23 protein-coding genes are annotated in these 25,534 nt (G+C 70.4%); 16 read left to right on the top strand and 7 right to left on the bottom strand.

Annotated elements, in window-relative coordinates; translation table 11 throughout:
* Positions 1-19 precede the first annotated feature (19 nt).
* Positions 20-757, bottom strand: coding sequence for an energy transducer TonB (locus WDZ95_RS01175; RefSeq protein ID WP_425775893.1), 738 nt, complete (start codon positions 755-757; stop codon positions 20-22).
* 209 nt (positions 758-966) lie between these two features.
* Here WDZ95_RS01175 and WDZ95_RS01170 point away from each other — a divergent pair, with 209 nt between their 5' ends.
* From WDZ95_RS01170 to WDZ95_RS01145, 6 genes are read left to right on the top strand one after another with little or no spacing between them, the layout of a single operon-like run.
* A complete protein-coding gene (locus WDZ95_RS01170; RefSeq protein ID WP_425775892.1) occupies positions 967-1,305 on the top strand; it encodes a hypothetical protein in 339 nt (112 codons plus the stop codon).
* Positions 1,302-1,952, top strand: a complete 651-nt coding sequence (locus WDZ95_RS01165; RefSeq protein ID WP_425775891.1) for a DUF6162 family protein — start codon at positions 1,302-1,304, stop codon at positions 1,950-1,952. The genes WDZ95_RS01170 and WDZ95_RS01165 overlap by 4 nt, the downstream gene beginning before the upstream one ends.
* 41 nt (positions 1,953-1,993) lie before the next feature.
* Complete coding sequence (locus WDZ95_RS01160; protein WP_425775890.1) at positions 1,994-2,926, top strand: metal ABC transporter solute-binding protein, Zn/Mn family; 933 nt, start codon at positions 1,994-1,996, stop codon at positions 2,924-2,926.
* Positions 2,923-3,675, top strand: a complete 753-nt coding sequence (locus WDZ95_RS01155; protein WP_425775889.1) for a metal ABC transporter ATP-binding protein — start codon at positions 2,923-2,925, stop codon at positions 3,673-3,675. Before WDZ95_RS01160 ends, WDZ95_RS01155 begins: the two co-directional genes overlap by 4 nt.
* Positions 3,672-4,577, top strand: coding sequence for a metal ABC transporter permease (locus WDZ95_RS01150; protein ID WP_425775888.1), 906 nt, complete (start codon positions 3,672-3,674; stop codon positions 4,575-4,577). Before WDZ95_RS01155 ends, WDZ95_RS01150 begins: the two co-directional genes overlap by 4 nt.
* The gene (locus tag WDZ95_RS01145) at positions 4,574-5,497 is read left to right on the top strand and encodes a metal ABC transporter solute-binding protein, Zn/Mn family (RefSeq protein WP_425775887.1); all 924 of its coding nucleotides are present in this window, start codon (positions 4,574-4,576) and stop codon (positions 5,495-5,497) included. The genes WDZ95_RS01150 and WDZ95_RS01145 overlap by 4 nt, the downstream gene beginning before the upstream one ends.
* 7 nt (positions 5,498-5,504) lie before the next feature.
* On the opposite strand, the gene WDZ95_RS01140 is transcribed toward WDZ95_RS01145, so the two are convergent.
* Together WDZ95_RS01140 and WDZ95_RS01135 are read right to left on the bottom strand one after the other, a co-directional pair.
* Positions 5,505-6,206, bottom strand: a complete 702-nt coding sequence (locus tag WDZ95_RS01140) for a response regulator (protein WP_425775886.1) — start codon at positions 6,204-6,206, stop codon at positions 5,505-5,507.
* On the bottom strand, positions 6,203-7,735 hold the full coding sequence (locus WDZ95_RS01135; protein ID WP_425775885.1) for an ATP-binding protein: 1,533 nt from the start codon (positions 7,733-7,735) through the stop codon (positions 6,203-6,205). The genes WDZ95_RS01140 and WDZ95_RS01135 overlap by 4 nt, the downstream gene beginning before the upstream one ends.
* Before the next feature lie 137 nt (positions 7,736-7,872).
* Between WDZ95_RS01135 and WDZ95_RS01130 the strand changes: the two genes are divergently transcribed.
* The 8 genes from WDZ95_RS01130 (at position 7,873) to WDZ95_RS01095 (ending at position 17,593) form a co-directional block, all read left to right on the top strand.
* Positions 7,873-9,534 (top strand): efflux RND transporter periplasmic adaptor subunit, encoded by a 1,662-nt coding sequence (locus WDZ95_RS01130; RefSeq protein ID WP_425775884.1) that lies wholly within the window; start codon positions 7,873-7,875, stop codon positions 9,532-9,534.
* On the top strand, positions 9,531-11,534 hold the full coding sequence (locus tag WDZ95_RS01125; RefSeq protein ID WP_425775883.1) for a MacB family efflux pump subunit: 2,004 nt from the start codon (positions 9,531-9,533) through the stop codon (positions 11,532-11,534). The genes WDZ95_RS01130 and WDZ95_RS01125 overlap by 4 nt, the downstream gene beginning before the upstream one ends.
* On the top strand, positions 11,531-12,940 hold the full coding sequence (locus WDZ95_RS01120; protein WP_425775882.1) for an efflux transporter outer membrane subunit: 1,410 nt from the start codon (positions 11,531-11,533) through the stop codon (positions 12,938-12,940). The genes WDZ95_RS01125 and WDZ95_RS01120 overlap by 4 nt, the downstream gene beginning before the upstream one ends.
* A 93-nt stretch (positions 12,941-13,033) precedes the next feature.
* Complete coding sequence (locus WDZ95_RS01115; RefSeq protein WP_166226960.1) at positions 13,034-13,672, top strand: PepSY-associated TM helix domain-containing protein; 639 nt, start codon at positions 13,034-13,036, stop codon at positions 13,670-13,672.
* A 23-nt stretch (positions 13,673-13,695) separates the two neighbouring features.
* A complete protein-coding gene (locus WDZ95_RS01110) occupies positions 13,696-14,208 on the top strand; it encodes a DUF2271 domain-containing protein (protein ID WP_287470002.1) in 513 nt (170 codons plus the stop codon).
* Positions 14,209-14,237: 29 nt separating this feature from the next.
* Positions 14,238-15,128: a DUF4198 domain-containing protein gene (locus WDZ95_RS01105; protein WP_425775881.1), complete on the top strand. Its 891-nt coding sequence runs from the start codon at positions 14,238-14,240 to the stop codon at positions 15,126-15,128.
* A gap of 30 nt (positions 15,129-15,158) precedes the next feature.
* A complete protein-coding gene (locus tag WDZ95_RS01100) occupies positions 15,159-16,181 on the top strand; it encodes an FAD:protein FMN transferase (protein ID WP_287470004.1) in 1,023 nt (340 codons plus the stop codon).
* On the top strand, positions 16,178-17,593 hold the full coding sequence (locus WDZ95_RS01095) for a sulfite reductase subunit alpha (protein ID WP_425775880.1): 1,416 nt from the start codon (positions 16,178-16,180) through the stop codon (positions 17,591-17,593). The genes WDZ95_RS01100 and WDZ95_RS01095 overlap by 4 nt, the downstream gene beginning before the upstream one ends.
* Before the next feature lie 4 nt (positions 17,594-17,597).
* Here the strand turns inward: WDZ95_RS01095 and WDZ95_RS01090 are convergent, their stop codons facing one another.
* Positions 17,598-19,802, bottom strand: a complete 2,205-nt coding sequence (locus tag WDZ95_RS01090; RefSeq protein ID WP_425775879.1) for a catecholate siderophore receptor Fiu — start codon at positions 19,800-19,802, stop codon at positions 17,598-17,600.
* Positions 19,803-20,113: 311 nt separating this feature from the next.
* Here WDZ95_RS01090 and ahpC point away from each other — a divergent pair, with 311 nt between their 5' ends.
* Both ahpC and ahpF read left to right on the top strand, forming a co-directional pair.
* Positions 20,114-20,677 (top strand): alkyl hydroperoxide reductase subunit C, encoded by a 564-nt coding sequence (gene ahpC, locus WDZ95_RS01085; RefSeq protein WP_166226954.1) that lies wholly within the window; start codon positions 20,114-20,116, stop codon positions 20,675-20,677.
* 105 nt (positions 20,678-20,782) lie between these two features.
* The gene (ahpF, locus tag WDZ95_RS01080) at positions 20,783-22,360 is read left to right on the top strand and encodes an alkyl hydroperoxide reductase subunit F (protein WP_425775878.1); all 1,578 of its coding nucleotides are present in this window, start codon (positions 20,783-20,785) and stop codon (positions 22,358-22,360) included.
* A 63-nt stretch (positions 22,361-22,423) separates the two neighbouring features.
* On the opposite strand, the gene WDZ95_RS01075 is transcribed toward ahpF, so the two are convergent.
* The 3 genes from WDZ95_RS01075 to ppsR form a co-directional block, all read right to left on the bottom strand.
* Positions 22,424-24,130 (bottom strand): cation acetate symporter, encoded by a 1,707-nt coding sequence (locus WDZ95_RS01075; protein WP_166226952.1) that lies wholly within the window; start codon positions 24,128-24,130, stop codon positions 22,424-22,426.
* Positions 24,127-24,435 (bottom strand): DUF485 domain-containing protein, encoded by a 309-nt coding sequence (locus tag WDZ95_RS01070; RefSeq protein WP_287470008.1) that lies wholly within the window; start codon positions 24,433-24,435, stop codon positions 24,127-24,129. The genes WDZ95_RS01075 and WDZ95_RS01070 overlap by 4 nt, the downstream gene beginning before the upstream one ends.
* A 123-nt stretch (positions 24,436-24,558) precedes the next feature.
* Positions 24,559-25,380: a posphoenolpyruvate synthetase regulatory kinase/phosphorylase PpsR gene (gene ppsR / locus WDZ95_RS01065; protein WP_425775877.1), complete on the bottom strand. Its 822-nt coding sequence runs from the start codon at positions 25,378-25,380 to the stop codon at positions 24,559-24,561.
* Positions 25,381-25,534: the final 154 nt, after the last annotated feature.

Genomic DNA, 25,534 nt, shown 5'->3' with positions numbered 1-25,534 from the left:
TGATGAAGGTTGCTAAGGCTTATCGGTCGAGCTTGAATTCCAGCGGCACCCGGACCCACATGGCCTCGGGGGTGCCAGCGCGTTTGCCGGGCACGAAGCGCCAGCGTTTGACGGCCGTGACCGCGGTCTGGTCGAGCACCGCGAAGCCGCTGGTCTGCAGCACCTCGACCCGGCCGGCGCGGCCGTCGGGTTCGACCAGCACATGCAGCAGCACGCGCCCTTCCTGGCGCAAGCGCTGCGCGATCGCGGGGTACACCGGCGCGGGGTTGTTCAGGTAGTCGGCGCTGAAGAGGGGCTGCACCACGGCCGGCGGCGCCGGCGGGGCGGGTGGCGCCGGTGGGGCAGGCGGTGCGGGTGGGGCCGGTGCCGCGGCGACCGGGGCGGGCTCGGGTGGCGACACGGCGGGGGCGATGGGCGAGGGCTCGCTTTGCACCGGCAGTGGCACCGGTTGGGGCTGGGGCGCGGGCGCCGGGGCAGGCCGCGGCCGGGCTTGGGGTTTGGCCACCGGCGTGGGCGGTGCGGGCGCGGGCACGGGGGTGGCCAGCGGCTTGGGCGGCTCGATGAGCTCGGCCATCAGCACCTCGGGCAGGACCATCTCGGCCGCGCGATGCAGCAGGCCGGTCTGCAGCGCCCACACCGCGGCCACATGCAGCCCGACCACCGATCCCACCACGGTGAGGCGGCGGTTGAAGCGGCGCGGCGCGCCGCCGGTGGCGAAGGGCGCGTCGTGCGCCAGGGGCAGGTGTGTGGTGGACATGGCGGACAGTACCGGCATTCTAAACGAGAATATTTCTCATTATCGAAGTGCCCCCGAAAAATTCGGTCTCGGCGCTTTGATCACGTTGCGATTGTGCGCCCGATGCTGCAAGGCGTGCGGCATTGGCAACGGTCGCTCACAGGTCTTCAAGAGTAATAACAATTCTCATTTATGATCAGACTTTCTCGGAACCGACCCCGCACCCGCCCATGACCCCGAACCTTTTTCGTCCGATGCGCCTGTGGGCGCCCGCCGTGTGCCTGGCCGCGCTGGGCCTGCCCGGTGTGTCCTCGGCGCACAGCCTGCTGCTGAGTTGCAAGCCCGCGGCCGACCAGATGGTGCGTTGCGTCGGCGGTTTTTCCGACGGCAGCGATGCGGCGGGCATGGCCGTGGCCGTGAAGGCCTACGACGAGCGCGTGATCGCCAAGGGCACGCTCGGCGGCGACTCGAGCTGGAGTTTCCGCAAGCCCGAGGGCGAGTATTTCGTGCGGCTGGAAGACGGCGGCGAGCACGCGACCGAAGTCGACCACACCGACGTCAAGCCATGACGGTGCAGGTGGTGCGGCCCGCCGGCGCGGGCCACGAGACCCTTTGGGTGTCGTTCGCCGCGGCCGCCGTGCTCGCGCTCGCGGCCCTGGTCGTGGGTGTGCGCGCGCAACCGCAGGCCGCAGCGGCGCTCGCACCGCACCAGATCGACGCGCGCACCCAACTCAACGCGGCCGAGCAGGGCGTGCACGCCGACCTGCTGGTGGCGGCCGACGAAATCGCCGCGCTGCACGAGAGCGACCAGACCGCCCCCGGCGTCGAGCGGTTGCGCGGGATGGGTTTGCCCCCGTTCAGCCAGGGCCCCGAAACGCGCGCGCGCGGCGGTCACGAATGGCGCCTGCGCGCGCAGGCGCACGAACTGGTCTACATCGGCCGCAGTGCGGCCCCCGAGCTGGCGGCCTCGTTCCTGTTGCGCGTGCCCACTGACGGCGCGGCCCACGCGCACGGCGGCGAGGTGGAGATCTGGCTCAAGCGCGAAGACGGCGCAAACGGCGCAAACGGCGCAAACGGCGAAGACGGCGAAGACGGCGACAGCGCTGCGGCGGCCTGGCCCGAGGCGCTCGACGATCCGGCGCTGATGCGCCAGGGCTGGCGCCAGGTCGTGACCCGCTACGACGCGGGCGTGACGCGCAAGGACGCCTCGCATTGAGCGCGGCGCAACGGCTTCTCATTCCATTGCGGACCTTCCCCATGCAAGCACCCAAGATCCCGTTCGTGTCCCGGCGCCGCGTGCTGTCGGCCCTCACCGCGGCGCCGCTGGCGCTGTCCCTTCCGGCGCGCGCGCAAACCGCCCGAAGGCTGCGCGTGGGCGTCACGCTGCACCCGTACTACAGCTACACCGCGAACATCGTGGGCCCGCTGGCCGACGTGGTGCCCGTGATTCCCGCGGGCTTCAACCCGCACGCCTACGAGCCGCGCACCGAAGACATCAAGCGCATCGGCTCGCTCGACGCCATCGTGCTCAATGGTGTGGGGCACGACGACTTCGCCGGCCGCATGATCAAGGCCAGCGAGAAGCCCGACCTCAAGGTGATCGAGGCCAACGCCCAGGTGCCGCTGCTGGCGGCCGTGGGCGCGGGGCGCGGTACCTCGGGCAAGGTGGTGAACCCGCACACCTTCCTGTCGGTGACGGCCTCGATCTCGCAGGTCAACACCATCGCGCGCGAACTCGGCGCGCTCGATCCGGCCAACGCCGCCGCGTACACCGCGAATGCGCGCGCCTACGCGCAGAAGCTGCGCAAGCTGCGCGCCGATGCGCTGGCCCGGCTCACGCAGACCCCGGGGGCCGATTTCCGCATCGCCACCATCCACGGCGCCTACGACTACCTGCTGCGCGAGTTCGGCCTCGAGGTGGCGGCCGTGGTGGAACCCGCGCACGGCATCGAGCCCAGTCCCGCACAGCTCAAGGGCACGATCGACCAGATCCGCGCGCTCGACGTCAAGGTGATCTTCTCGGAGATGGACTTCCCCTCGGCCTACGTGGACACCATCCGCCGCGAGACCGGTGTGCGTCTGTACGCGCTCACGCACATCTCGCACGGCCCGTACACGGCCGAGAAATTCGAGCAGGAGATCGCGCGCAACCTCGCCACCGTGGTGCGCGCCATCCAGGAGGCCGCATGAAGGCAGCCGGCGGTCCCGCCATCGCCTTCGAGCGCGTGGCCCTCACCCTGGGCCGCACCGACATCCTGCGCGATGTCGGCCTGCGCGTGGCCGCGGGCAGCGTGCACGCGCTCGTGGGGCCCAACGGGGGCGGCAAGAGCTCGCTGTTCAAGGCCTTGCTGGGCCAGGTGCCGCACCACGGGCAGATCGCGCTGCACTGGCCCGGGGAACGCCCGGGCGTGGTGGCCTACGTGCCCCAGGCCCTGGCTTTCGACGCCGGCCTGCCCATGACGGTGATGGACTTCATGGGTGCCCTGTGCCAGCAGCGGCCGGTGCTCATGGGCCTGTCGCGGCGCTGGAAGGCGCCCGTGGAGGCCGCGCTGCAGCAGGTGGGCATGCTCGACAAATCGAAGCGCCGCATGGGCGCGCTGTCGGGCGGCGAGCGCCAGCGCGTGCTGCTCGCGCAGGCGCTCGTGCCCGCGCCCGATCTGGTCCTGCTCGACGAGCCCATGTCGGCCCTCGACGAGGCCGGCATGCGCGTGTTCGAAGCCCTGCTGGCGCACTGGCGCGCCAGCCGCGTCACCGTGCTCTGGATCGAGCACGACCTGGATGCCGTCTCGCGCCTGGCCGACCACGTGACCGGTCTGAACCGCCAGGTGCTGTTCGATGGCCCGCCCGCGTCCACGCTCACGCCCGAGCGCGTGCTCGCGCTGTTCTCGCACCGCTCGCGCCGAGAAGAGGCTGCGATCGCCGAAGAGGTGACGCCATGACCGCCGCGCTCGACGCCCTGCGCCAGGCCATTCAACACCTGGCCGAACACGGCCATCTGCCGGCGTCGCTGGCCTATGGCTTCGTGGTCAATGCGGTGCTCGCGGGCCTGGTGATCGGGCCCGTGCTCGGCGGCGTGGGCACGCTGGTGGTGGTCAAGCGCCTGGCCTTCTTCTCCGAGGCCGTGGGCCATGCCGCGCTCACGGGCGTGGCGATCGGCATCCTGCTCGGCGAGCCCTACACCGGTCCCTATGGCAGCCTGTTCGCCTACTGCACGCTGTTCGGGCTGCTGCTCAACTACCTGCGCAACCGCACCGGCCTGTCGCCCGACACGCTGATCGGCGTGTTTCTGGCGGTCTCGCTCTCGCTGGGTGCGAGCCTGCTGCTGGTGCTCTCGGGCCGCGTGAACATCCACATCCTCGAGAACGTGCTGTTCGGCTCGGTGCTCACGGTCGACAGCCACGACCTGGTGGTGCTGATCGGCGTGGCCGCGCTGGTGGCGGGCCTCACGGTGCCGCTCTACAACCGCTTCATGCTGGCCAGCTTCAACCCGCAACTGGCCAGCGTGCGCGGTGTGCGCGTGAAGCTGCTCGACTACCTCTTCGTGGTGCTGGTGACGCTCGTGACCGTGGCCTCGGTGAAGGTGATCGGCGCCATCCTGGTGGGTGCGCTGCTGATCATCCCGGCCGCCGCGGCGCGGCTGCTGAGCCTGTCGCTGCGCGGCTTCTTCTGGCTCAGCGTGCTGATCGCCACGCTGAGCACGCAGGTCGGCATCCTGTTGCCGATCGGGCTCGAACTGCCCGTGCCTTCGGGCGCGGCCATCATCCTCACGGCCGGCGCGCTGTTCGCGCTCGCGGCCCTGATTCGGGGCTTCACGCCCGCCCTCAAAGGACACGCCGGATGAACCTGCACCGACGTTCTCTTGCGCTGGCCGCGCCCGCCGCGCTCGCCGCGCTGCCCCTGGCCGCTGTGCACGCGCAGCCTGCAGCGCCTGCCAACCCGGCCGCAGGCGCCGCCATGCGTGTGCTCGTGGCGCACCCCGTGGTGGCTGCGCTCACGCAGACCCTGGTGCAGGGCAGCGGCATCGCGATGCTGCGGCCTGTGCCCGAAAGCCTGCCGGCCAACCGGCAACTCGCCTTCTTCACGGGTCGCGGCGCGGCGGGCCTGGCCCAGGCCGCGCGCCAGGCCGATGCCGTGGTGGCGCTGCGTTCGATCTGGCCCGACGACCCGCTGTTTCCGCTGGCGCGGCGGCAGAACATCCGCCTGATCGAAATCGACGCGGCGCGCCCGCTCGACGCCTCGCTGCCGGGCATTGCGCTGCACGAGGGCGCGGCCTCGGCCACGGCCTTGCCCTGGCTCGACCCGGTGAACCTGGGCCGCATGGCCGACGTGATCGCGGCCGACCTGTCGCGCCTGGCGCCCGATGCCCGGCCGCGCCTGCAGGCCAACGCGGCCGCGCTGCGCCAGCAGGTGCTCGCGGTCGCGGCGCAGAGCGAAGCGCGCCTGGCCGCGGCGGCCAACCTCACGGTGTTCAGCCTGTCGGACCGGCTGGCCTACCTGGTGAGCGGCTTCAACCTCGACCTGGCGGGCAGCGACGTGCGGGAAGACGAGGCCTGGACGCCCGATGCGGTGGCCGCGCTCGTGCAGCGCCTGCGCGCGGCCTCCGTGGCCGCCGCGCTGCACCACCGCGAGTTGCCCGCGCCGCTGCAGGCCGCGCTGCCGGCGGCCGGGGTGCGCGCCATCGTGCTGCAGACCGAAGGGCGCGACCCGCTGGCGGAGCTGAAGGAAAACGGCCTGCGGCTCGCGGTGCTCGCGCCGCGCTGAGGCCGCTTCATGCGGGCGGCTCGTACTTGTAGCCCAGCCCGTACACCGAGTGGATCAGCCCCTGCCCCGGCGCGCGTTCCTCGAGCTTGCGCCGCAGCTTCTTGATGTGGCTGTCCACCGTGCGGTCGGACACCACGCGCTCGTCGCGGTACATCGCGTCCATGAGCTGCTCGCGTGAAAAGATGCGGCCTGGCCGCGAGCCCAGCACCTTGAGCAGCTGGTACTCCACCACCGTGAGGTCCAGCGCCTGTCCGTCCAGGCTCGCGCGCCAGGCCGCGTCGTCGAAGTGCAGGCCGCGCCCCGGCGTCGGCGCCGGCGCAGCGCCCGCCGCATGGCCGCCACGGCGCAGCACCGCCTTCACGCGCGCCACCACCTCGCGCGGGCTGAAGGGCTTGCAGATGTAGTCGTCGGCGCCAAGCTCCAGGCCCAGCAGGCGGTCGATCTCCTCCACGCGCGCCGTCACCATGATGATCGCGGGCGAGGGCAGGCCGGGCGCGCCCGAGCGCAGCGCGCGGCAGATGTCGAGCCCGCTCTTGCCGGGCAGCATGAGGTCGAGCAGCACCAGGTCCACCGGGTGCGCGGCGAGCCAGGCCTCCACCTCGTCGCCGCGCGTGAGGTGGTGCACCGTGTAGCCGGATTGCTCGAGGTAGTCGCTCAGCACACCCGCGATCTTGGTTTCGTCTTCGACGATCAGGACGCGTTCGCTCATGGCAGGGCCTCCGTGTGCAGGGGCAGCCAGATGTCCCAGCGCAGCCCGCCGAGGGCGCTCGCCGAGGCCTGCATGCGGCCGCCGTGGCCTTCGATGATCGCGCTCGCGATCGCCAGGCCCAGCCCCGAGCCGCCGCTCTCGCTCGAGCGCGAAGGGTCGACGCGGTAGAGGCGGTCGGTGAGGCGGGGCAGCGACGCGGCCGGCACGCCCGGGGCCGAGTCTTCCCAGGTCAGCCGTGCCTGCGCGCCGTCGCGCTGCACACTCACGCGCAGCGTGGCCGGCGGCGTGCTGTAGCGCAGCGTGTTCTGCATCAGATTGGACAGCACCTGGTCGAGCCGATCGCCATCGGCACGCACCGCCACGCCGGGCGCAAGTTCGGTGTGCACCCGCAGCGCCTGCGCCGGCGGCAGGTGCAGGTCGTCGAGGTGGCTGGCCACGAAGTCGCCCAGGTCCAGCGGCCTGAAGCGGTAGTCGAGCGCGCCCAGGTCGGACAGCGACAGCAGGCGCAGGTCTTCCACCAGCCGCGTGAGCCGGCTCACCTCCTGCGCGAGCGAATCGAGGTTGGCGCTGTCGGGGCGGCGCACGCCGTCCTGCAGCGCCTCGATCTCGGCGCGCAGCGTGGCCAGCGGCGTGCGCAGCTCGTGCGCGATGTCGGCGATCCACTGCTGGCGGGCCTGCTGCGCGGCCTGCAGCGAGCCGGCCATGTGGTTGAAGTCCTGCGCGAGCTGCGCGAGCTCGTCGTGGCCGCGTGCGGGCAGGCGCACGCCGTAGTCGCCCTGCGCCACCGCCGCCGTGCCCGCGCCGAGCTGGCGCAGCCGGCCCGAGAGCCAGCGCGCGATCAGCGCCGCGTTGATCAGCACCGCCACCAGCAGGCCCAGCGCGATGGCCGCATAGGTGCGGCTCTGTTGCGCCTGGAACACGCGCTCGAGCGAGGCCACCATCTGCAGCCGCGGCACGTAGCCCAGGTAGCCCACGGTCTGGTTGTCGACCACGATGGGCTTGAACACCGCCTGCTCGGCGCGGCCCTCGGGCCCCATGAGCAACTGGCGGCGCGCGTCGAACAGCATCAGGCGCGGGTCGATGGTGAGCGTGGGCGGCGGACCGCCTTCGGGCGGCCGGCCCTCGCCCCGCGGCAGCGGTGGCGGCCCCGCGGGTGCGGCCTCGCCGGGGCCGGCCGCCATGGGCGCGGGTTCGCCGGGCCGCCGCGGCATGCGCCCGTTGCCCAGGGTTTCGCGCGACAGCTCGAACCAGCGCTGGCGGTCGCCCACGATCCAGTCCCAGCTGCCTTGTTGCCGGTAGCCTTCCGCCAGCCGCGTCACCAGGGGCTGCAGCCGCGTCTCGTCGGCCTTGTTCAGGTACTCCACCAGGCCCTTGTCGAAGCTCCAGGCGTGGATCAGGTAGGCCGCCATCACGAACACCACGTTGGCGCCCGCGATCGCCAGGAACAGCTTCACGCGCAGCGTGTCGAGGCGCGCGAGCCCGGCGCGCGGGCGTGCGGGCGAAGGGGAAGCGGGGGAGCCGGTCTGCATGGGGGCGAGCCTAAACCGGAATTTTTCAAACACTGTGCACAAGGCCTTCGCGGCCCCTGCACATTGTTTCCACGTTTGAGCGGCAACATCCGCTCCCATCACCCGGCATGCGCCGGCAGCCCACCCATCCTCGATCCATGAACGACAGCCCGCCGGTCCGCGCCCCGAAAGCCGCCTTTGTCCGCCGACACCCCTGGGGCAGTGCCCTGATCGCGCTGAGTGCGCTGGCCCTGATCGGCGGCGGCGCCTATGCGTGGTTCCGCTGGGGGCCGGGCGCCAAGACCGAAAGCACCTACATCACCGCCACGATCCAGCGCGGCGACATCGAAGACCAGGTCGCGGCCACGGGCTCGCTGCAGCCGCGCGACTACGTGGACGTCGGCGCGCAGGTGTCGGGCCAGTTGCGCAAGCTGCACGTGGAGGTGGGCAGCGAGGTGAAGGAGGGCGACCTGCTGGCCGAGATCGACGCCGAGACCTCGCAGGCGCGCGTGGACGCGAGCCGCGCCCAGCTGCGTTCGCAGGGCGCGCAGCTCGCCGAGCGCGAGCTCGCGCTGGCCAAGGCCGAACGCGACCTGCAGCGCCAGAAGAACCTCATGGCCGAAGAGGCCACCACCACCGAGACCCTGCAGAACGCCGAGACCACGCTGCGCACGGCGCGCGCGCAGATCAACGCGCTCAAGGCGCAGATGGAGCAGGTGAAGGCCAGCATGCGCGTGGAAGAGGCCAACCTCAAGTACACCAAGATCTACGCGCCCATGTCGGGCACGGTGGTGAGCATCACGGCGCGCCAGGGCCAGACCCTCAACACCAATCAGCAGGCGCCCACGCTGCTGCGGGTGGCCGACCTGTCGGTCATGACGGTGCAGACCCAGGTGTCGGAGGCCGACGTGAGCAAGCTGCGCACGGGCATGCCGGTGTACTTCACCACGCTGGGCAGCCAGGGCCGGCGCTGGTACGGCGAGCTCAAGAAGATCGAGCCCACCCCCACGGTGACCAACAACGTGGTGCTCTACAACGCGTTGTTCGAGGTGCCCAACACCAACCGCAACCTCATGACGCAGATGACCGCGCAGGTGTTCTTCGTGGTGGCCGAGGCCAAGGATGTGCTCATGGTGCCGATGTCGGCGCTGACGATCCAGCGCGGCCCGCAGGGCGGGCGCGAGCGCGCGGCGCAGCCGGGCGCCGCGCCCGCTGCGCCGGCGGCTGCGCCGGCGGCTGCGCCGGCGGCTGCGCCGGCGGCCGCTGCACCCTTGAATGCCCCGGCTGCCCCGCCCGCAGCACCCCCGGCCGCGGCGGCACCGCGCTTCGATCGCGAGGCCTTCGAGAAGATGACGCCCGAGGAGCGCGAGCGTGCGCGTGCCCAGCGCCGCGAGGCCTTCCAGAACCTGTCCGAAGAAGAACGCCAGAAGCTGCGCGACCAACGCCGCCAGGCGCGTGAGGCCGCAGACGCGCAGCCGGGCTCTGGTCCGGGTGCTGGTCCGGGCGCTGCGGCGCGGGCCGCGCCCCCGGCCGGCCCCGCACCGCGCAGCCTGCGCGGACCGCGCCAGGCCAAGGCCAGGGTGATGCTCGAAGACGGCAGCATCGAAGAGCGCGAGCTCACCATCGGCATCAGCAACCGCGTGCACGCCGAGGTGCTGTCGGGCCTGAAGGAAGGCGAACGCGTGATCGCCGGCACGCGCGACGCCGAGCCGCCGCGACGCAATCCCCCGCAGGGCACGGGCCTGGGCCAGCCCGGCTTCGGCGGTCCCGGTGGCCCGGGCGGCGCGCCCGGCGGTGCGGCCGGCGGAGCGCGCCGATGAGCCAGCTGCCCACCGGGCCCGAGGCCGCGGTGCTGCCCACCGGCGCCGCCGAGCCGGTGCTGCCGCTGATCGATCTGCGCGGCATCACCAAGACCTACTTCAATGGCGAGCTCTCGGTCGAGGTGCTGCACGGCATCGACCTGCAGATCTACCCGGGCGAACTCGTGGCCATCGTGGGTGCGTCGGGCTCGGGCAAGTCCACGCTCATGAACATCCTGGGCTGCCTGGACAAGCCCACCACCGGCCAGTACCGCTTCATGGGCCGCGACGTGTCGGAGCTCGACCGCGACGAGCTCGCCGAGCTGCGCCGCGACGCCTTCGGCTTCGTGTTCCAGAGCTACAACCTGATCGCCACCGGCACCGCGGCCGACAACGTGGAGGTGCCCGCGGTGTACGCGGGCGTGCCCCCGGCCGAGCGCCACGCGCGCGCGGCCGAACTGCTGGCCTCGCTGGGCCTGGGCGAGCGCATGCACCACCGGCCCAACCAGCTCTCGGGCGGCCAGCAGCAGCGCGTGTCGATCGCGCGCGCGCTCATGAACGGCGGCCGCGTGATCCTGGCCGACGAGCCCACGGGCGCGCTCGACAGCAAGAGCGGGGCCGACGTGATGGCGCTGCTCAAGCAGCTCTCGGCCGAAGGCCACACGGTGATCCTCATCACCCACGCGCCCGAGGTGGCCGCACACGCGCAGCGCGTGATCGAGATCAAGGACGGTCACATCGTGTCCGATCCCGGCCCGCGTCCGCCCGAGGGCGAAGTCGCGCAGGCCGCGCGCGACTGGACGCCGCGGCGCGGCCGCATCTCGCCTTTGGGCGACGTGGTCGAAGCGGCCAAGACCGCGTTGCGCGCGCTGCGCGCCAATGTGTTTCGCGCCATCCTCACGCTGCTGGGCATCGTGATCGGCGTGGCCTCGGTGATCGCCATGCTCGCCATCGGCGACGGCGCCAAGCAGGTGGTGATCGACCGCATCAGCGCCATGGGCTCGAACCTGCTGCTGGTGCGCCCGGGCGCGCCCAACCAGCGTGGCTTCCAGAACATCGCCACGCTGGTGCTGGCCGACGTGCAGGCGATCGACAAGGAAGTGCCCAACGTGCTGGCCGCGGTGCCCGAGCAGAGCAGCACCGTCACGCTGCGCTTCGGCGAGTCCGACTACTCGAGCAGCGTGCTCGGCACCTCGTCGAAGTTTCCGCTCGCGCGGCAATGGAAGGTCTCGCGCGGCACCTTCTTCACCGAAGAGGACGAGCAGGAATACGCCACCGTGGCCGTGCTGGGCCAGACCGTGGCCAGGGCCCTGTTCCCCGACGGCCAGGAGCCGCTGGGCCAGTACATCCTGGTGAACAACCTGATCTTCCAGGTGGTGGGCGTGATGAGCGCGCGCGGCGCTTCGCCCAACGGCCAGGACCAGGACGACGTGGTGCTCGTGCCCTATGCCACGAGCCAGCTGCGGCTGTCGGGCCAGCGCTTCCTGCGCAACGTCACGGTGGCGGTGCAGGACGTCAAGCGCATCGACGAAACGCAGTCGGCGGTGGAGTCGCTGCTGGCCGAACGCCATGGCGTGATCGACTTCCAGATCCGCAACATGGCCTCGATCATCGACACCGCCACCGAAACGCAGAACACCATGACGGTGCTGCTCGGCTCGATCGCCGCGATCTCGCTGCTGGTGGGCGGCATCGGCGTGATGAACATCATGCTGGTGAGCGTCACCGAGCGCACGCGCGAGATCGGCATCCGAATGGCCACGGGCGCGCGCACGCGCAACATCCTGCAGCAGTTCCTGATCGAGGCGCTCGTGGTCTCGGCGCTCGGCGGCGCGATCGGCGTGGTCGTGGGCCTGGGCGTGGCCTTCGTGGTCGGCTGGTCGGGCACCGCGGTGCAGTACGCGCTCATGCCGGTGGTGCTGGCCTTCGGCTGCGCGTTCGCCACCGGTCTCATCTTCGGTTTCCTGCCGGCGCGCAAGGCCGCGCGGCTCGACCCGGTCGTTGCCCTCGCATCCGAATGAACCCCTCTGTTCTGAACCCCCTTCTGAAGGCGTCGGCGCTGGCTTGCGCGCTGGCGCTGCAGGCGTGCGCCGTGACCGAACCCGTGAGCCCCGCCCCGGTGGAGCTGCCCGCGCGCTGGGACGCCACCGCCGTGAGCGGCCCCGAGCAGCCGATCTCCCGCGACTGGTGGCTGGGCTTCGGCTCGCCGGCGCTCGTGGGCCTGCTCGACGAAGCCCAGGCCGGCAGCGCCGACCTGCGCATCGCGATCGAGCGCATGCGCCAGGCCGACATCGCGCTGCAACAGGCCGGTGTGTCGCGCCTGCCCGCGGTGGGTGCCAACCTGAGCACCTCGGGCGGCCAGACCGATGCGCCGGGCACGCCGTCCGTTTCGCGCGAGAGCACGAGCGCGGGCCTGTCGATCAGCTACGAGCTCGATCTGTGGGGCCGCATCGCGGCCGGCGTGCGCGCGGGCGAGGCCTCGTTCGTGGCCAGCCAGCACGACTGGCGCACCGCGCGCCTGACCCTGCTCACGGGCGTGGCCAACAACTACTTCCTGTGGCTCAACCTCAACGAGCGCCTGGGCATCGCGCGCCAGAACCTCGAGACCGCCGAGCGTGTGCTGCGTGTCGTCGAAGCGCGCCAGCGCAATGGCGTGGCCACCGCGCTCGAGGTGTCGCAGCAGCGCGCCGCCGTGCTCAGCGCGCGCACCGCGCTGATCCCGCTCGAACTCCAGCAGCGCCAGGCCGCGTCGGCGCTCGCGCTGCTGCTGGGCCGCGTGCCGCAGGGCTACGTGCCTGCGGCGGGCGAGTTCGCGCAGCTCGCGGTGCCCACGCTGTCGCCGGGCCTGCCGGCCACGCTGCTCACGCGCCGGCCCGACCTCGCATCGGCCGAGGCGCAGCTGGCCGCGGCCGATGCCAACGTGGCCGCCGCGCGCGCCGCGCTGCTGCCCACGGTGTCGCTGTCGGCCTCGGGCGGTCTGGGCACCTCGGCGTTGCTGAGCCTGGCCGACCCCACGCGCAGCGTCTCGCTGGGCCTGTCGCTCGCGCAATCGATCTTCGACGGCGGCCGCCAGCGGCTGCAGATCCGCAGCACGCAGTCGCAGCGCGTGGTGCTGATCGAGAACTACGGCAAGGCCATCCGCACCGCGCTCAAGGAGGTCGACGACGGCCTGGGCAATCTCGCGCGCAGCCAGCAGCAGGAGGCGCTGCAGCGCGAACTCGTGGCGCAGGCGCGGCGCTCGCTCGAACTCGCCGAGCTGCGTTACCGCGAGGGCAGTGGCGATCTGCTCTCGGTGCTCGACGCGCAGCGCACGCTGTTTTCGGCGCTCGACGCCTTGTCCACGCAAAAGCTTGCGCGCCTGAGCGCCGCGCTCGATCTCTACAAGGCCCTGGGCGGCGACTGGGTCGACGCGCCCGCCCTGTCCTGAGGCGCTGGCCCCCGAAAAAGGGGGCGTTCCCTCGCATTCTCTAAATGAGAATAGTTATAATTTGCAGGCTTAAGCCACCTTTCCGAACACCCCGTGAAAACCGCCCCGGCCACCCAGGCCGCCCCCCAGCGCGCCTACTGGCTCAAGACCCTGCACCAGTGGCACTGGATCAGCTCCGCGCTCTGCCTCATCGGCATGCTGCTGTTCGCGTTCACCGGCATCACGCTCAACCACGCGGCCGACATCCCGGCCACGCCGGTGGTGCAGCAGCGCACGGCCGAACTGCCCGAGGCGCTGCGCGCCGCCATTGCGCTCAAGGACGACGAGCCCGACAGCGCGCCGCTGCCGCCCGCGCTGCAGGCCTGGCTCGGCGAAGCGCTCGGTGTGGGGCTGCCGGCCAGCGACGCCGAATGGTCGCCCGAGGAGATCTACCTCTCGCTGCCGCGTCCCGGCGGCGACGCCTGGCTGCGCATCGATCGGGAGAGCGGGGCGGTGGCGTACGAGCGCACCGACCGCGGCTGGATCTCTTACCTCAACGACCTGCACAAGGGCCGGCACACCGGCCCGGTCTGGAAGGGCTTTCTCGACGTCTTCTCGGTGGCCTGTCTGGTGTTCTCCATCACCGGCCTGCTCATCCTCAAGTTCCACGCGGCCAACCGGCCCAGCACCTGGCCCATGGTGGGCGCGGGCCTGGTGATCCCACTGCTGCTTGCGATCCTTTTCATCCACTGACCCACACCAGGAGCTGTCGATCCATGCCGATCCGTTACGCCGCCGCGCTCACCGCGGCCTCCTTCGCGTGGCCCGCCGTGGCCGCCGATCTCTCGCTCAAGGTCGAGATCCCGCGACTGAGCGTGGCCGAGTACCACCGGCCCTACGTGGCGATCTGGATCGAGAAGCCCGACCAGTCCTTCGTGGGCAACCTCGCGGTCTGGTACGACATCAAGCTGCGCAACAACGAAGGCACCAAGTGGCTCAAGGACATGCGGGCCTGGTGGCGCAAGAGCGGGCGCGAACTGAACATGCCCGTGGACGGCCTGAGCGGCGCCACGCGCGCGCCTGGTGAGCACACCGTGCAGTTCGGCGCGGGTAGCGCGCTCGGCCGGCTCGCCCCCGGCGAGTACCAAGTGGTGCTCGAAGCCGCGCGCGAGGTCGGCGGCCGCGAACTCGTGAAGGTGCCCTTCGTGTGGCCGCCCAAGGGCAGCACCACCACGCAGGCCAGCGGCCAGCACGAACTCGGCGCCGTGAGCGTCACCGTCAAACCCTGATCCCCCGAACAACCGACCGGAGACCCCGAATGAAGAACGCCACCCTGCGCCACCGCGTCCTCGCGCTCGCCGCCACCGCCGCCATGGCCGCGCTCAGCATGTCCGCTGCCCACGCGCACCGCGCCTGGCTGCTGCCTTCGGGCACCATCTACTCGGGCCAGCAGCCCTGGGTCAGCGTGGACGCCGCGATCTCCAACGACATCTTCTACTACGAGCACAACGCCGCCGCCCTCGACAACCTCGTGGTGACCGGCCCCGACGGCCAGCCCGTGCAGGCCGAGAACGCGGCCAAAGGCCGCTACCGCAGCATGTTCGACGTGAAGCTCGAGCAGCAGGGCACCTACCGGCTCGCGCTGGTGAGCGACGGCCTGATCGCGAGCTACAAGGTGGGCAACGAGACCAAGCGCGCGCGCGGCAGCGCCGAGTCGCTGGCCAAGGAAATCCCGGCCGACGCCACCGACCTGCGCGTGAGCCAGAACAGCAACCGCGTGGAAACCTTCGTGACGCGCGGCGCGCCCACCACCACGGCGCTCAAGCCCACGGGCAGGGGCATCGAGCTCGTGCCCGTGACGCACCCCAACGACCTGGTCGAGGGCGAGACCGCCACCTTCCGCTTCCTCGACAACGGCCAGCCCGCCGCGAACTACGCGGCCACCGTGATCCTGGCGGGCCTGCGCTACCGCAGCGAACTCGGCGAGATCCGCCTCACCACCGACGCCAACGGCGAGATCCGCGTGAAATGGCCCGCGGCGGGCATGTACTGGGTGAACGTGGCGCCGGCGCGCGCGCCGGCGCAGGGCGCCCCCATGGCCGGCGGCCCCGGCGCGGCGCCGGCCGCGCCGTCTGGCCCCGCGGGCACGCTGGCCGAGCCTGTGCGCCGCTCCAACTACAGCCTGACGCTCGAAGTCCTGCCGAAGTAAGGCCGCTGCGCTCGCCCGGGCGCCCCGTCCATGACCCGCGTGCTGGTTCCCGACCACATCGACGCCGCCGCGGTGCCGGCGCTGGGCGCGCGCGTGCATGGCCTGCGTGGCGAGACCATGGGCACCACCTGGTGGGTGCTGTGGGCCGATCGCGACGCCACGCGCCAGGCCGCGGTGCGCGCCGCGATCGAGGCCGAGCTCGACCTCGTGGTGGCGCAAATGAGCACCTGGCTGCCCAGCTCCGACCTTTCGCGTTTCAACCGCGCCGCGCCCGGTTCGCGCCACACGCTGCCCGAGGCCTTTGCGGACGTGCTGCAGGCCGCGCTGTGGCTCGCCGAGGCATCCGCCGGCGCTTTCAACCCCGCGGCCGGCGCGCTCGTGAACCGCTGGGGTTTCGGCCCCGCGCCGCGCCACACCGACCCCGGCTTCACCCCGCCCGACGAGACCGAGCTGTGCGCCGCGCTGCGCACGCAGGACTGGCGCCGCCTGGCCTTCGATGCGGCCACGCGCGAAGCCACGCAGCCCGGTGGGCTGCTGCTCGATCTGTCGGCCATCGCCAAGGGCCATGCCGTGGACCGCGTGGCGCGCGCGCTCGCGGGCCTGGGCATCGCGCATGCGCTGGTCGAGGTGGGCGGCGAACTGCGCGGCCAGGGCCTGAGGCCCGACGGCATGCCCTGGTGGGTCGAGCTCGAATGCCCACCCGTGGCGCCGGGCCATGCACCGCCGCCGCCCACACGCGTGGCCCTGCATGGCCTGTCGGTCGCCACCTCGGGCGACTACCGCCGTGCTTACCGTCACCAGGGCCGGCACCTGCCGCACAGCATCGACCCGCGCAGCGGCCGGCCCGTGGCCCATGGCCTGGCGTCGGTGAGCGTGCTGCACGCCGAGGCGCTCTGGGCCGATGCCTGGTCCACCGCGCTCACCGTGGCCGGCCGCGACGCCGGCCTCGCCCTGGCCGAAGCCCACGGCATCGCGGCGCTGTTCGTGCAGCGCGAGGCCGATGGCGGCCTGACCGAAACCCTCACGGGCGCGATGGCGCGCCTCGCCGGATGATCTTCACGCCCGACAAACTCACCTACGCCCTTTCCACCTTCGCGGCCTATGGCCTGCTGTGCGGCACCGTGGCCTGGCAGCACCGCCGCCGCCAGCAGGCCGCGCAGCGCCGCGTGGCCGCGCTGTTGCCGGCCACACCCGGCATGCCCGCCTGGTGGGTCACCTACGCGAGTCAGACCGGCCAGGCCGAGGAGCTCGCGCTGCAGACCGCGCAGGCGCTGCACACCGCGGGCGTGCCGGTGCGACTGGCTGCGCTGGGCGAGCTCAGCGTGAGCGACCTGCAGCAGGCCGAGCGCCTGCTGTGCGTGGCCAGCACGTATGGTGAAGGTGATCCGCCCGACAGCGCGGCGCGCTTCGCGCAGCAGGTGATGGCCTCGGCGCGGCCCGACCTGTCGCACCTGCACGTGGGCCTGCTCGCGCTGGGCGACAGGGCCTATGCCCATTTCTGCGGCTTTGGCCGCGTGCTCGACGAATGGCTGCGCGCACGCGGCGCACAGCCGCTGTTCGAGCGCATCGAGGTCGACAAGAGCGACCCCGAGGCCTTGCGGCGCTGGCGACAGCAACTGGCCCACCTGGCCGGCACCAGCGACCTGCCCGATTGGGAAGCGCCCGCGCTGCAGCCCTGGCGCTTGCGCGCGCGCCAGCACCTCAACCCGGGCAGCGCGGGCGAGCCGGTGTTCCACATCGAGCTCGTGCCGCAGACCGGGCAGGCGCTGCCCGACTGGCAGGCCGGCGACCTCGCGCAGGTCGCGGTGCCGGGCGCCGAAGGCGCGCCGCGCGATTATTCGATCGCCTCGGTGCCCCAGGACGGCGCCGTGCACCTGCTGGTGCGCCTGGCGCGCCGCGCCGACGGCAGCGCTGGCCTGGCCTCGGGATGGCTCACGCAGGGCGCGGCCCTCGGCGACGCGGTGCCGATGCGCGTGCGCGCGCACGCGGGCTTTCGCATGGGCGACAACGCGCAGCGGCCGCTGATCCTGATCGGCAACGGCACGGGCCTCGCGGGCCTGCGCGGGCACATCCGCGGCCGCCTCGCGGCCGCGGGCGCGCTCGGCGCGACGCCTTCGCCGCGGCCCGAGGGCGTAGCGCCCCTGTGGCTGCTGTTCGGCGAGCGCCATGCGCGCCACGACGCGCACCACCGCGCCGAGATCGAAGGCTTTGTGCAGCAGGGCTGGCTCGCGCGCGTGGACTGGGTGTTTTCCCGCGACCAGGCCGAGCGCCGCTACGTGCAGCACGCGCTCGCCACCCACGCGGACGCGGTGCGGGCGTGGGTGGGGCAGGGCGCGGCGATCTACGTCTGCGGCAGCCTCGAGGGCATGGCCGGCGCGGTCGACCGCACGCTGCAGGACATCCTCGGCGCAGACGCCCTGCAGGCGATGGCGGCCGAAGGCCGCTACCGCCGCGACGTCTACTGAACCTTCAGAACCGGAAGTTGGCGGTCAGCGTGGCCGAGCGCGGCGCGCCCAGGGCCAGGCGGCCACCGCCGTTGTTCAGGGTCATCAGGTACTCCTCGTCGAACAGGTTGTAGACGTTGAGCTGCAGGCTGGTCTTGGGATTGACCTGGTACTTCAGCATGGCGTCGGCGACCCAGTACGAAGGGATGTTGGGCACGTTGCCCGGCGCACCGCTCGCGTTCACGAAGCGCTTGGCTTCCGACACATAGCGCGCGCCCACGCCCAGGGTGAGCTGGTTCCACTGGTACGAGCTCCAGAGCGTGGCCGTGAGGTCGGGCGACCAGCGCACGCCGGTGGTGCTCGTGACCACGCCCGTGGTGGTGTTGAGGCTGAACTGGTCGAGCGACTTGGTGCTGGTCTTGGCCAGGCCCGCGGTGATCTGCCACAGGCGCGTGATCTGGCCCACGGCCGACAGCTCCAGGCCCTGCACGCGGGTCTTGCCGAACTGCGAGGTGGTGTTGGTGGCCGCGTCGTAGCTGGTCTGGCGGTCGTTTTCGGTGCGGAAGATCGCGGCCGCCACGTTCAGTCGCTTGTCCATCAGCTCCCACTTGGTGCCGAGCTCGATGTTGTTCGTGCGCTGCGGGTCAAGGGCCGCGTTGGCCTGGTTGCCCGCGGTGGCGCTGAGCTGGAAGTTGTTGGCGCCGGGCGGCGTGGCCGAGGTGGCGTAGGAGGCGTACACGCTGCCGTTGCTGGCGGGCTTGTACACGCTGCCGACGCTCCAGCTCACGAGGCTGCGCGAATCTTCGAGCGCGGTGCGCACGCCCGCGGCGGTCACGTTGTCGGTGTTGAGCTTGTAGACGTCCACGCGCACGCCGCCGTTGATGGACCAGCGCTCGTTGAGCCTGGCGTCGTCGAACACGTAGGCGCTGATGGTGTTGGTCGTGCCGCCGGTTTCACCGCCGGTGCGCGGGCCGAACACGAACATCGATTGGTAAGGGTCCGGGTTGTAGAGGTTGGCCGGCGGCGTGGCGCCCGCGGTGCCGTGGTCGAAGCTCACCTGTTTCTCGTGCAGCAGCTCCACGCCCGCGGCCAGCGAGTGCTTGACGCTGCCGGTGTCGAAGGCGGTGTTGATGCTGGTCTGGTTGGCCAGGATGCTGTTTTCCTGGTCGACGCGCTGGCGCGAGCGGTTCACCGTCCAGGCCGACTGCGGGCCGGTGGCGGTGATGCCCGTGGCGCCGGTGTTCACGCCGGTGAGCGTGCGGTCCATGTGCGACTTGCCGTAGCGCGTGACGTTGCGGATCGTGGTGCCCGAGCCCAGGTCGTGCTCGATCTTGGCGGTGAGCATGTCGGCGTCGACCTTCTCGCGGTCGTTCACGCTGCCATAGAAGTTCTCGCGCCGCACCTTGGGCCCGATGACCGAGGTGTAGCCCTCGTAGCCGATGGCGGGAATGCCGCCGTCGGGCACGTTGTTCTGACGCAGGTGCTGGCTGAACAGGAACACGCGCGTGGGCGTGCCCAGGCCGGCCGCGTACGACAGGCCCAGGCCCTGGCCCTTGTTCTCCACGAAGTCGCGGCCGTCCACGCCGCTGTCCTGCGCCATGGCATTGAGGCGGAAGGCCGAGCTGTCGCTCAGCTGCTTGTTCAGGTCGGCCGTGATGCGTTTGACGCTGCCCGTGCCCACCGTGCCCGAGACGCTGTTCTCGTCGCCCAGGTGGGCCTGCTTGGAGATCAGGTTGACGAAGCCCGAGCTCGCGCCGCGGCCGGTCTCGGCGCCCGCGGCGCCCTTGACCACCTCGACCTGCTCGAGGTTGAACGTGTCGCGCGTGACCGCGCCAAGGTCGCGGATGCCGTCCACGAAGATCGACTGCTGCAGCGAGAAGCCACGCAGCTGGAAGGTGTCACCGGCCGAGCTGTTGCCGTTCTCGCCCATCTGCAGCGTGATGCCCGGCGTGTTGCGCAGCGCCTCGGTGAGCGTGATGGCGCCTTGTTCTTCGATCACTTCCTTCTTGATGATCTGCACCGTCTTGGGCGTGTCCACCAGCGGGGCGGTGAACTTGTCGTTGGCCGATTTGTCGGCCTTGTACGGCACCTCGGGCGCCGCGTTCACCGTCACGGTGGGCAGCGTGGCGGTGCTTTGGGTTTGCGCCATGCCGGCCACGGGCGCGGTGGCGGCCAGCAGGGCCAGGAGTCGGGCGGAAGGGCGGGGGGTGTGGCGGCGCTTGCTTGCCATGGTGAGAAGTCCTCGGTTTCTGCGGTGGTGAGTTGGCTGGCTGGCGCCCTCATCACGGAAACCGGGTGCTCACGCAGGGCTTCGCTGGGTCGTTGGCTGGCTGAAGCCTACATTATTGCAAATGAAAACGGTTCGCATTACAAATGTAAGAAGCTTTTTGCGCCGGTGTTGTATGGCCGCAAGATTGGCTATGAGGGGCATAGAGACTATTAAAGTCGTCTTGCCATAGATGCCGGCTATCATTAGCGCCTGTTCCAGACGCCGTTCAGGCGCACGCTTCGCCTTTTCCTTCAACGCAACCAGGAGTTCACATGTCCCTGATCAACACCACCGTGCAACCCTTCTCGACCACGGCCTTCCACAACGGCAAGTTCGTGCCCGTGACCGACGCCAGCCTGCGTGGCGAGTGGTCGGTGCTGATCTTCATGCCGGCGGCCTTCACCTTCAACTGCCCGACCGAAGTGGAAGACGCGGCCGACAACTACGCCGAGTTCCAGAAGCTGGGCGCCGAGGTGTACATCGTCACCACCGACACCCACTTCTCGCACAAGGTGTGGCACGAGACCTCCCCCGCCGTGGGCAAGGCCAAGTTCCCCCTGGTCGGTGACCCGACGCACCAGCTGACCCGCGCCTTCGGCGTGCACATCGAAGAAGAAGGCCTGGCGCTGCGCGGCACCTTCATCATCAACCCCGAAGGCGTGATCAAGACCGCCGAGATCCACGACAACGCCATCGCGCGCGACGTGAAGGAAACCCTGCGCAAGCTCAAGGCCGCCCAGTTCGTGGCCAAGAACCCTGGCCAGGTGTGCCCCGCCAAGTGGAACGAAGGTGCCAAGACCCTGACGCCCTCGCTGGACCTCGTCGGCAAGATCTGATCGCCGCGATCCGCTGAAAACCCGTTGAGGGTTTTGCGTTGAACGTTGGGCGCCCCGCGCGCCCAGCGTTCCTCGCAAAACGCTGAACCAGGAAAGGAGTCCCTCATGCTCGACGACACCCTCAAGGCCCAGCTGCAGGCCTATCTCGGCAAGCTGCAGCGCCCGATCCGCCTCATCGCCTCGCTCGACGACTCGGCCTCGTCGCAGGAACTGCGCGAGCTGCTGACCACCATCGCCGGCCTGTCCGACCTCGTCTCGTTCGACGACAGTGGCAGCGATGCCCGCAAGCCCTCGTTCGTGATCGCCCGCGAGGGCGAGTCCACGGGCGTGCGCTTCGCCGCCATTCCGCTGGGCCACGAGTTCACCTCCCTGGTGCTTGCGCTGCTCTGGACCGGCGGCCACCCGCCCAAGGCCGAGCAGGAAACCCTGAACGCCATCGGCACGCTGCAGGGTGAGTTCCGCTTCGAGGTCTACATGAGCCTGACCTGCCACAACTGCCCGGACGTGGTGCAGGCGCTGTCGCTGATGGCGGTGCGCAACCCCGCGGTGCAGGTGACGGTGATCGACGGCGGCCTGTTCCAGGCCGAGGTCGAGGCGCGCCAGGTGATGGCCGTGCCCATGGTCTACCTCAACGGCGAAGAGTTCGGCGGTGGCCGCATGACGCTCGAAGAGATCGTGGCCAAGCTCGACGTGAACGCCGACGCGCGCGAAGCCGCCAAGCTCGACGCCAAGGACCCGTTCGACGTGCTGATCGTGGGCGGTGGCCCGGCCGGCGCCGCGGCCGCGGTGTACGCGGCGCGCAAGGGCATCCGCGTGGGCGTGGCGGCCGAGCGTTTCGGTGGTCAGGTCAACGACACGCTGGGGATCGAGAACTACATCAGCGTGCTCGAAACCGACGGCCCCAAGTTCGCGGCCGCGCTCGAAGCGCAGGTGCGCCACTACGGCGTGGACATCATGAACCTGCAGCGCGCCGACAAGCTCGTGCCTGCGAGCGAGCCTGGCGGCCTGGTGGAAGTGCACATGGCCAATGGCGCCGCGCTCAAGGCGCGCAGCGTGATCCTGTCGACCGGCGCTCGCTGGCGCAACGTGAACGTGCCCGGTGAAGCCGAGTACCGCAACAAGGGCGTGGCCTACTGCCCGCACTGCGACGGCCCGCTGTTCAAGGGCAAGCGCGTGGCCGTGATCGGCGGCGGCAACTCGGGTGTCGAGGCCGCGATCGACCTCGCGGGCATCGTCGAGCACGTCACGCTGATCGAGTTCGCCGACGCGCTCAAGGCCGACGCCGTGCTGGTGCGCAAACTCGAGAGCCTGACCAACGTGACCATCCACGTGAACGCGCAGACCACCGAGATCACGGGCGCCAACGGCACCGTGAACGGCCTGAGCTACAAGGACCGCGTGAGCGGCGAGGCGCGCCACATCGAACTCGAAGGCGTGTTCGTGCAGATCGGCCTGGTGCCCAACACCGAATGGCTCAAGGGCACGGTGGAGCTGAGCCGCTTCGGCGAGATCGTGATCGACGCCAAGGGCCACACCAACGTGCCGGGCGTGTTCGCCGCGGGCGACTGCACCACGGTGCCGTACAAGCAGATCGTGATCGCCGCGGGCGCGGGCTCCACCGCCGCGCTCAGCGCCTTCGACCACCTGATCCGCCAGCCGGTGGCCGAAGCCGCCACGGCCTGACCGCCCACGGCCCCAAAGAAAAAGCCACCGCATGCGGTGGCTTTTTCATGTCCGCGACGCGGCTCAGTGCGCCGACGCGGCGGCCGCGCCGATGCCGGTTTCCGAACGCACCTGCTGCGCCAGGAAGCCCGCGCGGTCGGTGCGTGCGCGCTGGCTGCGGTCGAGCACCGAGAACAACCAGATGCCCACGAAACCGATGGTCATGGAGAACAGCGCGGGCGAGGTGTAGGGGAACAGCGCCGAGCCCTTGGGGTTGCCCAGCGTGGCTTCCCACACCGAGGGCGACACGATGGTGAGCGCCACGGAAGACACCAGGCCCAGGAAGCCGCCGATCACCGCACCGCGCGTGGTGCAGCCCTTCCAGAGCACGCTCATGAAGAGCACCGGGAAGTTCGCCGACGCTGCGATGGCGAAGGCCAGCGACACCATGAAGGCGATGTTCTGCTTCTCGAACGCGATGCCCAGCACCACGGCCACCACGCCGAGCACGATCGTGGTGATCTTGCTCACGCGCAGCTCGGCATGGCCGCTGGCCTTGCCCTGCTTGATCACGGTGGCGTAGAGGTCGTGCGACACGGCCGAGGCGCCCGAGAGCGTGAGGCCGGCCACCACCGCGAGGATGGTCGCGAAGGCCACGGCGGAGATGAAGCCCAGGAAGACGTTGCCGCCCACCGCATTGGCCAGGTGCACCGCGGCCATGTTGCCGCCGCCCAGCAGCGCGCCCTTGGCGTCGAGGAACTGCGGGTTGGTGAGCACGAAGGTGATGGCGCCGAAGCCGATGATGAAGGTCAGCAGGTAGAAGTAGCCGATCCAGCCGGTGGCCCACATCACGCTCTTGCGCGCTTCGCGGGCGCTCGGCACGGTGAAGAAGCGCATGAGGATGTGCGGCAGGCCCGCGGTGCCGAACATCAGCGCCATGCCGAAGCTGATCGCGCTGATCGGGTCTTTCACGAAGTTGCCCGGGCCCATGATGGACTGGCCGATGGCCGCGGCTTCCTCGGCGGTCTTGCCCGTGGCCAGGCTGGCCTTGATGCGCACGGCCTCGGCGAACATGGCTTCGGGATTGAAGCCGAAGTGCCACAGCACCATGAAGGCCATGAACGAGGCGCCGCCCAGCAGCAGACAGGCCTTGATGATCTGCACCCAGGTGGTGGCGGTCATGCCGCCGAACAGCACGTAGACCATCATGAGCGCACCCACGATCACCACCGCGATCCAGTACTCGAGCCCGAACAGCAGCTTGATCAGCTGGCCTGCGCCCACCATCTGCGCGATCAGGTAGAAGGCCACCACCACCAGCGTGCCGCTGGCCGCGAAGATGCGGATCGGCGCCTGGTCGAAGCGGAACGCAGCCACGTCGGCGAAGGTGAAGCGGCCCAGGTTGCGCAGCCGCTCGGCCATCAGGAAGGTGATGACGGGCCAGCCCACGAGGAAGCCGATCGAGTAGATGAGGCCGTCGAAGCCGCTGGCCATCACGGCCGCGCTGATGCCCAGGAAGGACGCGGCGCTCATGTAGTCGCCCGCGATCGCCAGGCCGTTCTGGAAGCCCGTGATGCCGCCGCCCGCCGTGTAGAAGTCGGCCGCGTTGCGCGTGCGCCCGGCGGCCCACTTGGTGATGAAGAGCGTGGCGATCACGAAGGCCGCGAACATCACGATCGCGGTCCAGTTGGTGGCCTGCTTCTCGGCCTGGCCGAGGTCGGCGCCCGCGGCCCAGGCCGCGGCCGAGGCCGCGCCGAGCAGGGCGGCAAGGGGGAGGTGGCGCGCCTTCATGCCTGCACCGCCTTCTTCAGCTGCTGCGCGAGTTCGTCGAACTCGCGGTTGGCGCGGCGCACGTAGACCGCGGTGATCACCACGGTGAACACGATGACGCCGAAACCGAGCGGAATGCCCAGCGTCATCACGCCTTCACCCAGGCGCTGCGCGAGAAAGGGCTTGTCGAAAGCGACCAGCACGATGAAGCCGTAGTACACGAGCATCATCGCGAGCGTGAGCCACCAGCCGAAGGCCGATCGCGAGCGCTTGAGTTGTTGGTAGGCCGGGTGTGCGGCGATGCGTTGCGCCAGTTCGGGGTCCACGCTTGTCTCCTTGGGAAGTGCCAGAGGCGCGCAGTGTCTGGCGCCGCACTGACAGCCCCCTGACCCGGCGCTGACGCGGATCTGACCCGAATCTGAAGACGCGCTGAAGGGCGCCGCGCGCGATCAGTACTCGAGCCGCTCGGGCCGCACTTCCTGCAGGATGGTGGTGGCGATCTCTTCGATCGACTTGGTGGTGGTGGAGAGCCAGCGGATGCCCTCGCGGCGCATCATGGCCTCGGCCTCGGCCACCTCCATGCGGCAGTTCTCCAGGGCCGCGTAACGCGAGTTGGGCCGGCGCTCATTGCGGATCTCGCTCAGGCGCTCGGGCGCGATGGTGAGGCCGAACAGCTTTTTGCGGTGGGGCATGAGCGCGGGCGGCAGTTTGCGGCGCTCGAAGTCTTCGGGAATGAGCGGGTAGTTCGAGGCCTTGAGGCCGTACTGCATGGCCAGGTAGAGCGAGGTCGGCGTCTTGCCGCTGCGGCTCACGCCCACCAGGATCACGTCGGACGATTCCAGATCCTTGTTGCTCTGGCCGTCGTCGTGCGCGAGCGAGAAGTTGATGGCCTCGATGCGGTCGTGGTAGGCCTTGCTCTTGGAGGCGTCCGAGAAGCGGCCCACGCGGTGGTTGCTCTTGATGCCCAGCTCTTCTTCGAGCGGCTGCACGAAGGTGGAGAACATGTCGAGCAGCTTGCCGCGGCAGTGCTGCTGGAACACGCCCAGCACCTCGCTGTTGACCACGGTGGTGAACACCAGGGGGCGCTTGCCCTCGATCTCGGCGGTGTGGTTGATCTGGCGCACCGCCTGGTGGGCCTTGTCCACGCTGTCCAGGAAGGGCAGGCGCACGCGGCGCATGTCGGCCTCGAACTGGGCCAGGATGGCATTGCCGAAGGTCTCGGCGGTGATGCCGGTGCCGTCCGACACGAAGAAAACCGTTCTGAGGGGCATGGTCGCCGTCCTTACAATCCGCATCCATTGCGTGGCGGGCATTATCCGGTGGCCGCCACGGCGCTTTTTCTGCCTTGCCCGGTGGCCGACCCACAACACAACCACAGGTCACACGCTGGTGCATGGAACCCCGGTTTTTCAACCTCAGGAGCTT

This window comes from Hydrogenophaga sp. T2, assembly GCF_049843535.1.
In the GTDB taxonomy this organism is placed as follows: Bacteria; Pseudomonadota; Gammaproteobacteria; order Burkholderiales; family Burkholderiaceae_C; genus Hydrogenophaga; species Hydrogenophaga crocea.
This window is presented reverse-complemented; position numbering and strand designations above follow the sequence as displayed.

What these genes read in the sequence shown, in the direction of transcription:
- WDZ95_RS01175 (WP_425775893.1), bottom strand. Translation starts at nt 757, where the DNA reads ATGTCCACCACACACCTGCCCCTGGCGCACGACGCGCCCTTCGCCACC.
- WDZ95_RS01170 (WP_425775892.1), top strand. Translation starts at nt 967, where the DNA reads ATGACCCCGAACCTTTTTCGTCCGATGCGCCTGTGGGCGCCCGCCGTG.
- WDZ95_RS01165 (WP_425775891.1), top strand. Translation starts at nt 1,302, where the DNA reads ATGACGGTGCAGGTGGTGCGGCCCGCCGGCGCGGGCCACGAGACCCTT.
- WDZ95_RS01160 (WP_425775890.1), top strand. Translation starts at nt 1,994, where the DNA reads ATGCAAGCACCCAAGATCCCGTTCGTGTCCCGGCGCCGCGTGCTGTCG.
- WDZ95_RS01155 (WP_425775889.1), top strand. Translation starts at nt 2,923, where the DNA reads ATGAAGGCAGCCGGCGGTCCCGCCATCGCCTTCGAGCGCGTGGCCCTC.
- WDZ95_RS01150 (WP_425775888.1), top strand. Translation starts at nt 3,672, where the DNA reads ATGACCGCCGCGCTCGACGCCCTGCGCCAGGCCATTCAACACCTGGCC.
- WDZ95_RS01145 (WP_425775887.1), top strand. Translation starts at nt 4,574, where the DNA reads ATGAACCTGCACCGACGTTCTCTTGCGCTGGCCGCGCCCGCCGCGCTC.
- WDZ95_RS01140 (WP_425775886.1), bottom strand. Translation starts at nt 6,206, where the DNA reads ATGAGCGAACGCGTCCTGATCGTCGAAGACGAAACCAAGATCGCGGGT.
- WDZ95_RS01135 (WP_425775885.1), bottom strand. Translation starts at nt 7,735, where the DNA reads ATGCAGACCGGCTCCCCCGCTTCCCCTTCGCCCGCACGCCCGCGCGCC.
- WDZ95_RS01130 (WP_425775884.1), top strand. Translation starts at nt 7,873, where the DNA reads ATGAACGACAGCCCGCCGGTCCGCGCCCCGAAAGCCGCCTTTGTCCGC.
- WDZ95_RS01125 (WP_425775883.1), top strand. Translation starts at nt 9,531, where the DNA reads ATGAGCCAGCTGCCCACCGGGCCCGAGGCCGCGGTGCTGCCCACCGGC.
- WDZ95_RS01120 (WP_425775882.1), top strand. Translation starts at nt 11,531, where the DNA reads ATGAACCCCTCTGTTCTGAACCCCCTTCTGAAGGCGTCGGCGCTGGCT.
- WDZ95_RS01110 (WP_287470002.1), top strand. Translation starts at nt 13,696, where the DNA reads ATGCCGATCCGTTACGCCGCCGCGCTCACCGCGGCCTCCTTCGCGTGG.
- WDZ95_RS01105 (WP_425775881.1), top strand. Translation starts at nt 14,238, where the DNA reads ATGAAGAACGCCACCCTGCGCCACCGCGTCCTCGCGCTCGCCGCCACC.
- WDZ95_RS01100 (WP_287470004.1), top strand. Translation starts at nt 15,159, where the DNA reads ATGACCCGCGTGCTGGTTCCCGACCACATCGACGCCGCCGCGGTGCCG.
- WDZ95_RS01095 (WP_425775880.1), top strand. Translation starts at nt 16,178, where the DNA reads ATGATCTTCACGCCCGACAAACTCACCTACGCCCTTTCCACCTTCGCG.
- WDZ95_RS01090 (WP_425775879.1), bottom strand. Translation starts at nt 19,802, where the DNA reads ATGGCAAGCAAGCGCCGCCACACCCCCCGCCCTTCCGCCCGACTCCTG.
- ahpC (WP_166226954.1), top strand. Translation starts at nt 20,114, where the DNA reads ATGTCCCTGATCAACACCACCGTGCAACCCTTCTCGACCACGGCCTTC.
- ahpF (WP_425775878.1), top strand. Translation starts at nt 20,783, where the DNA reads ATGCTCGACGACACCCTCAAGGCCCAGCTGCAGGCCTATCTCGGCAAG.
- WDZ95_RS01075 (WP_166226952.1), bottom strand. Translation starts at nt 24,130, where the DNA reads ATGAAGGCGCGCCACCTCCCCCTTGCCGCCCTGCTCGGCGCGGCCTCG.
- ppsR (WP_425775877.1), bottom strand. Translation starts at nt 25,380, where the DNA reads ATGCCCCTCAGAACGGTTTTCTTCGTGTCGGACGGCACCGGCATCACC.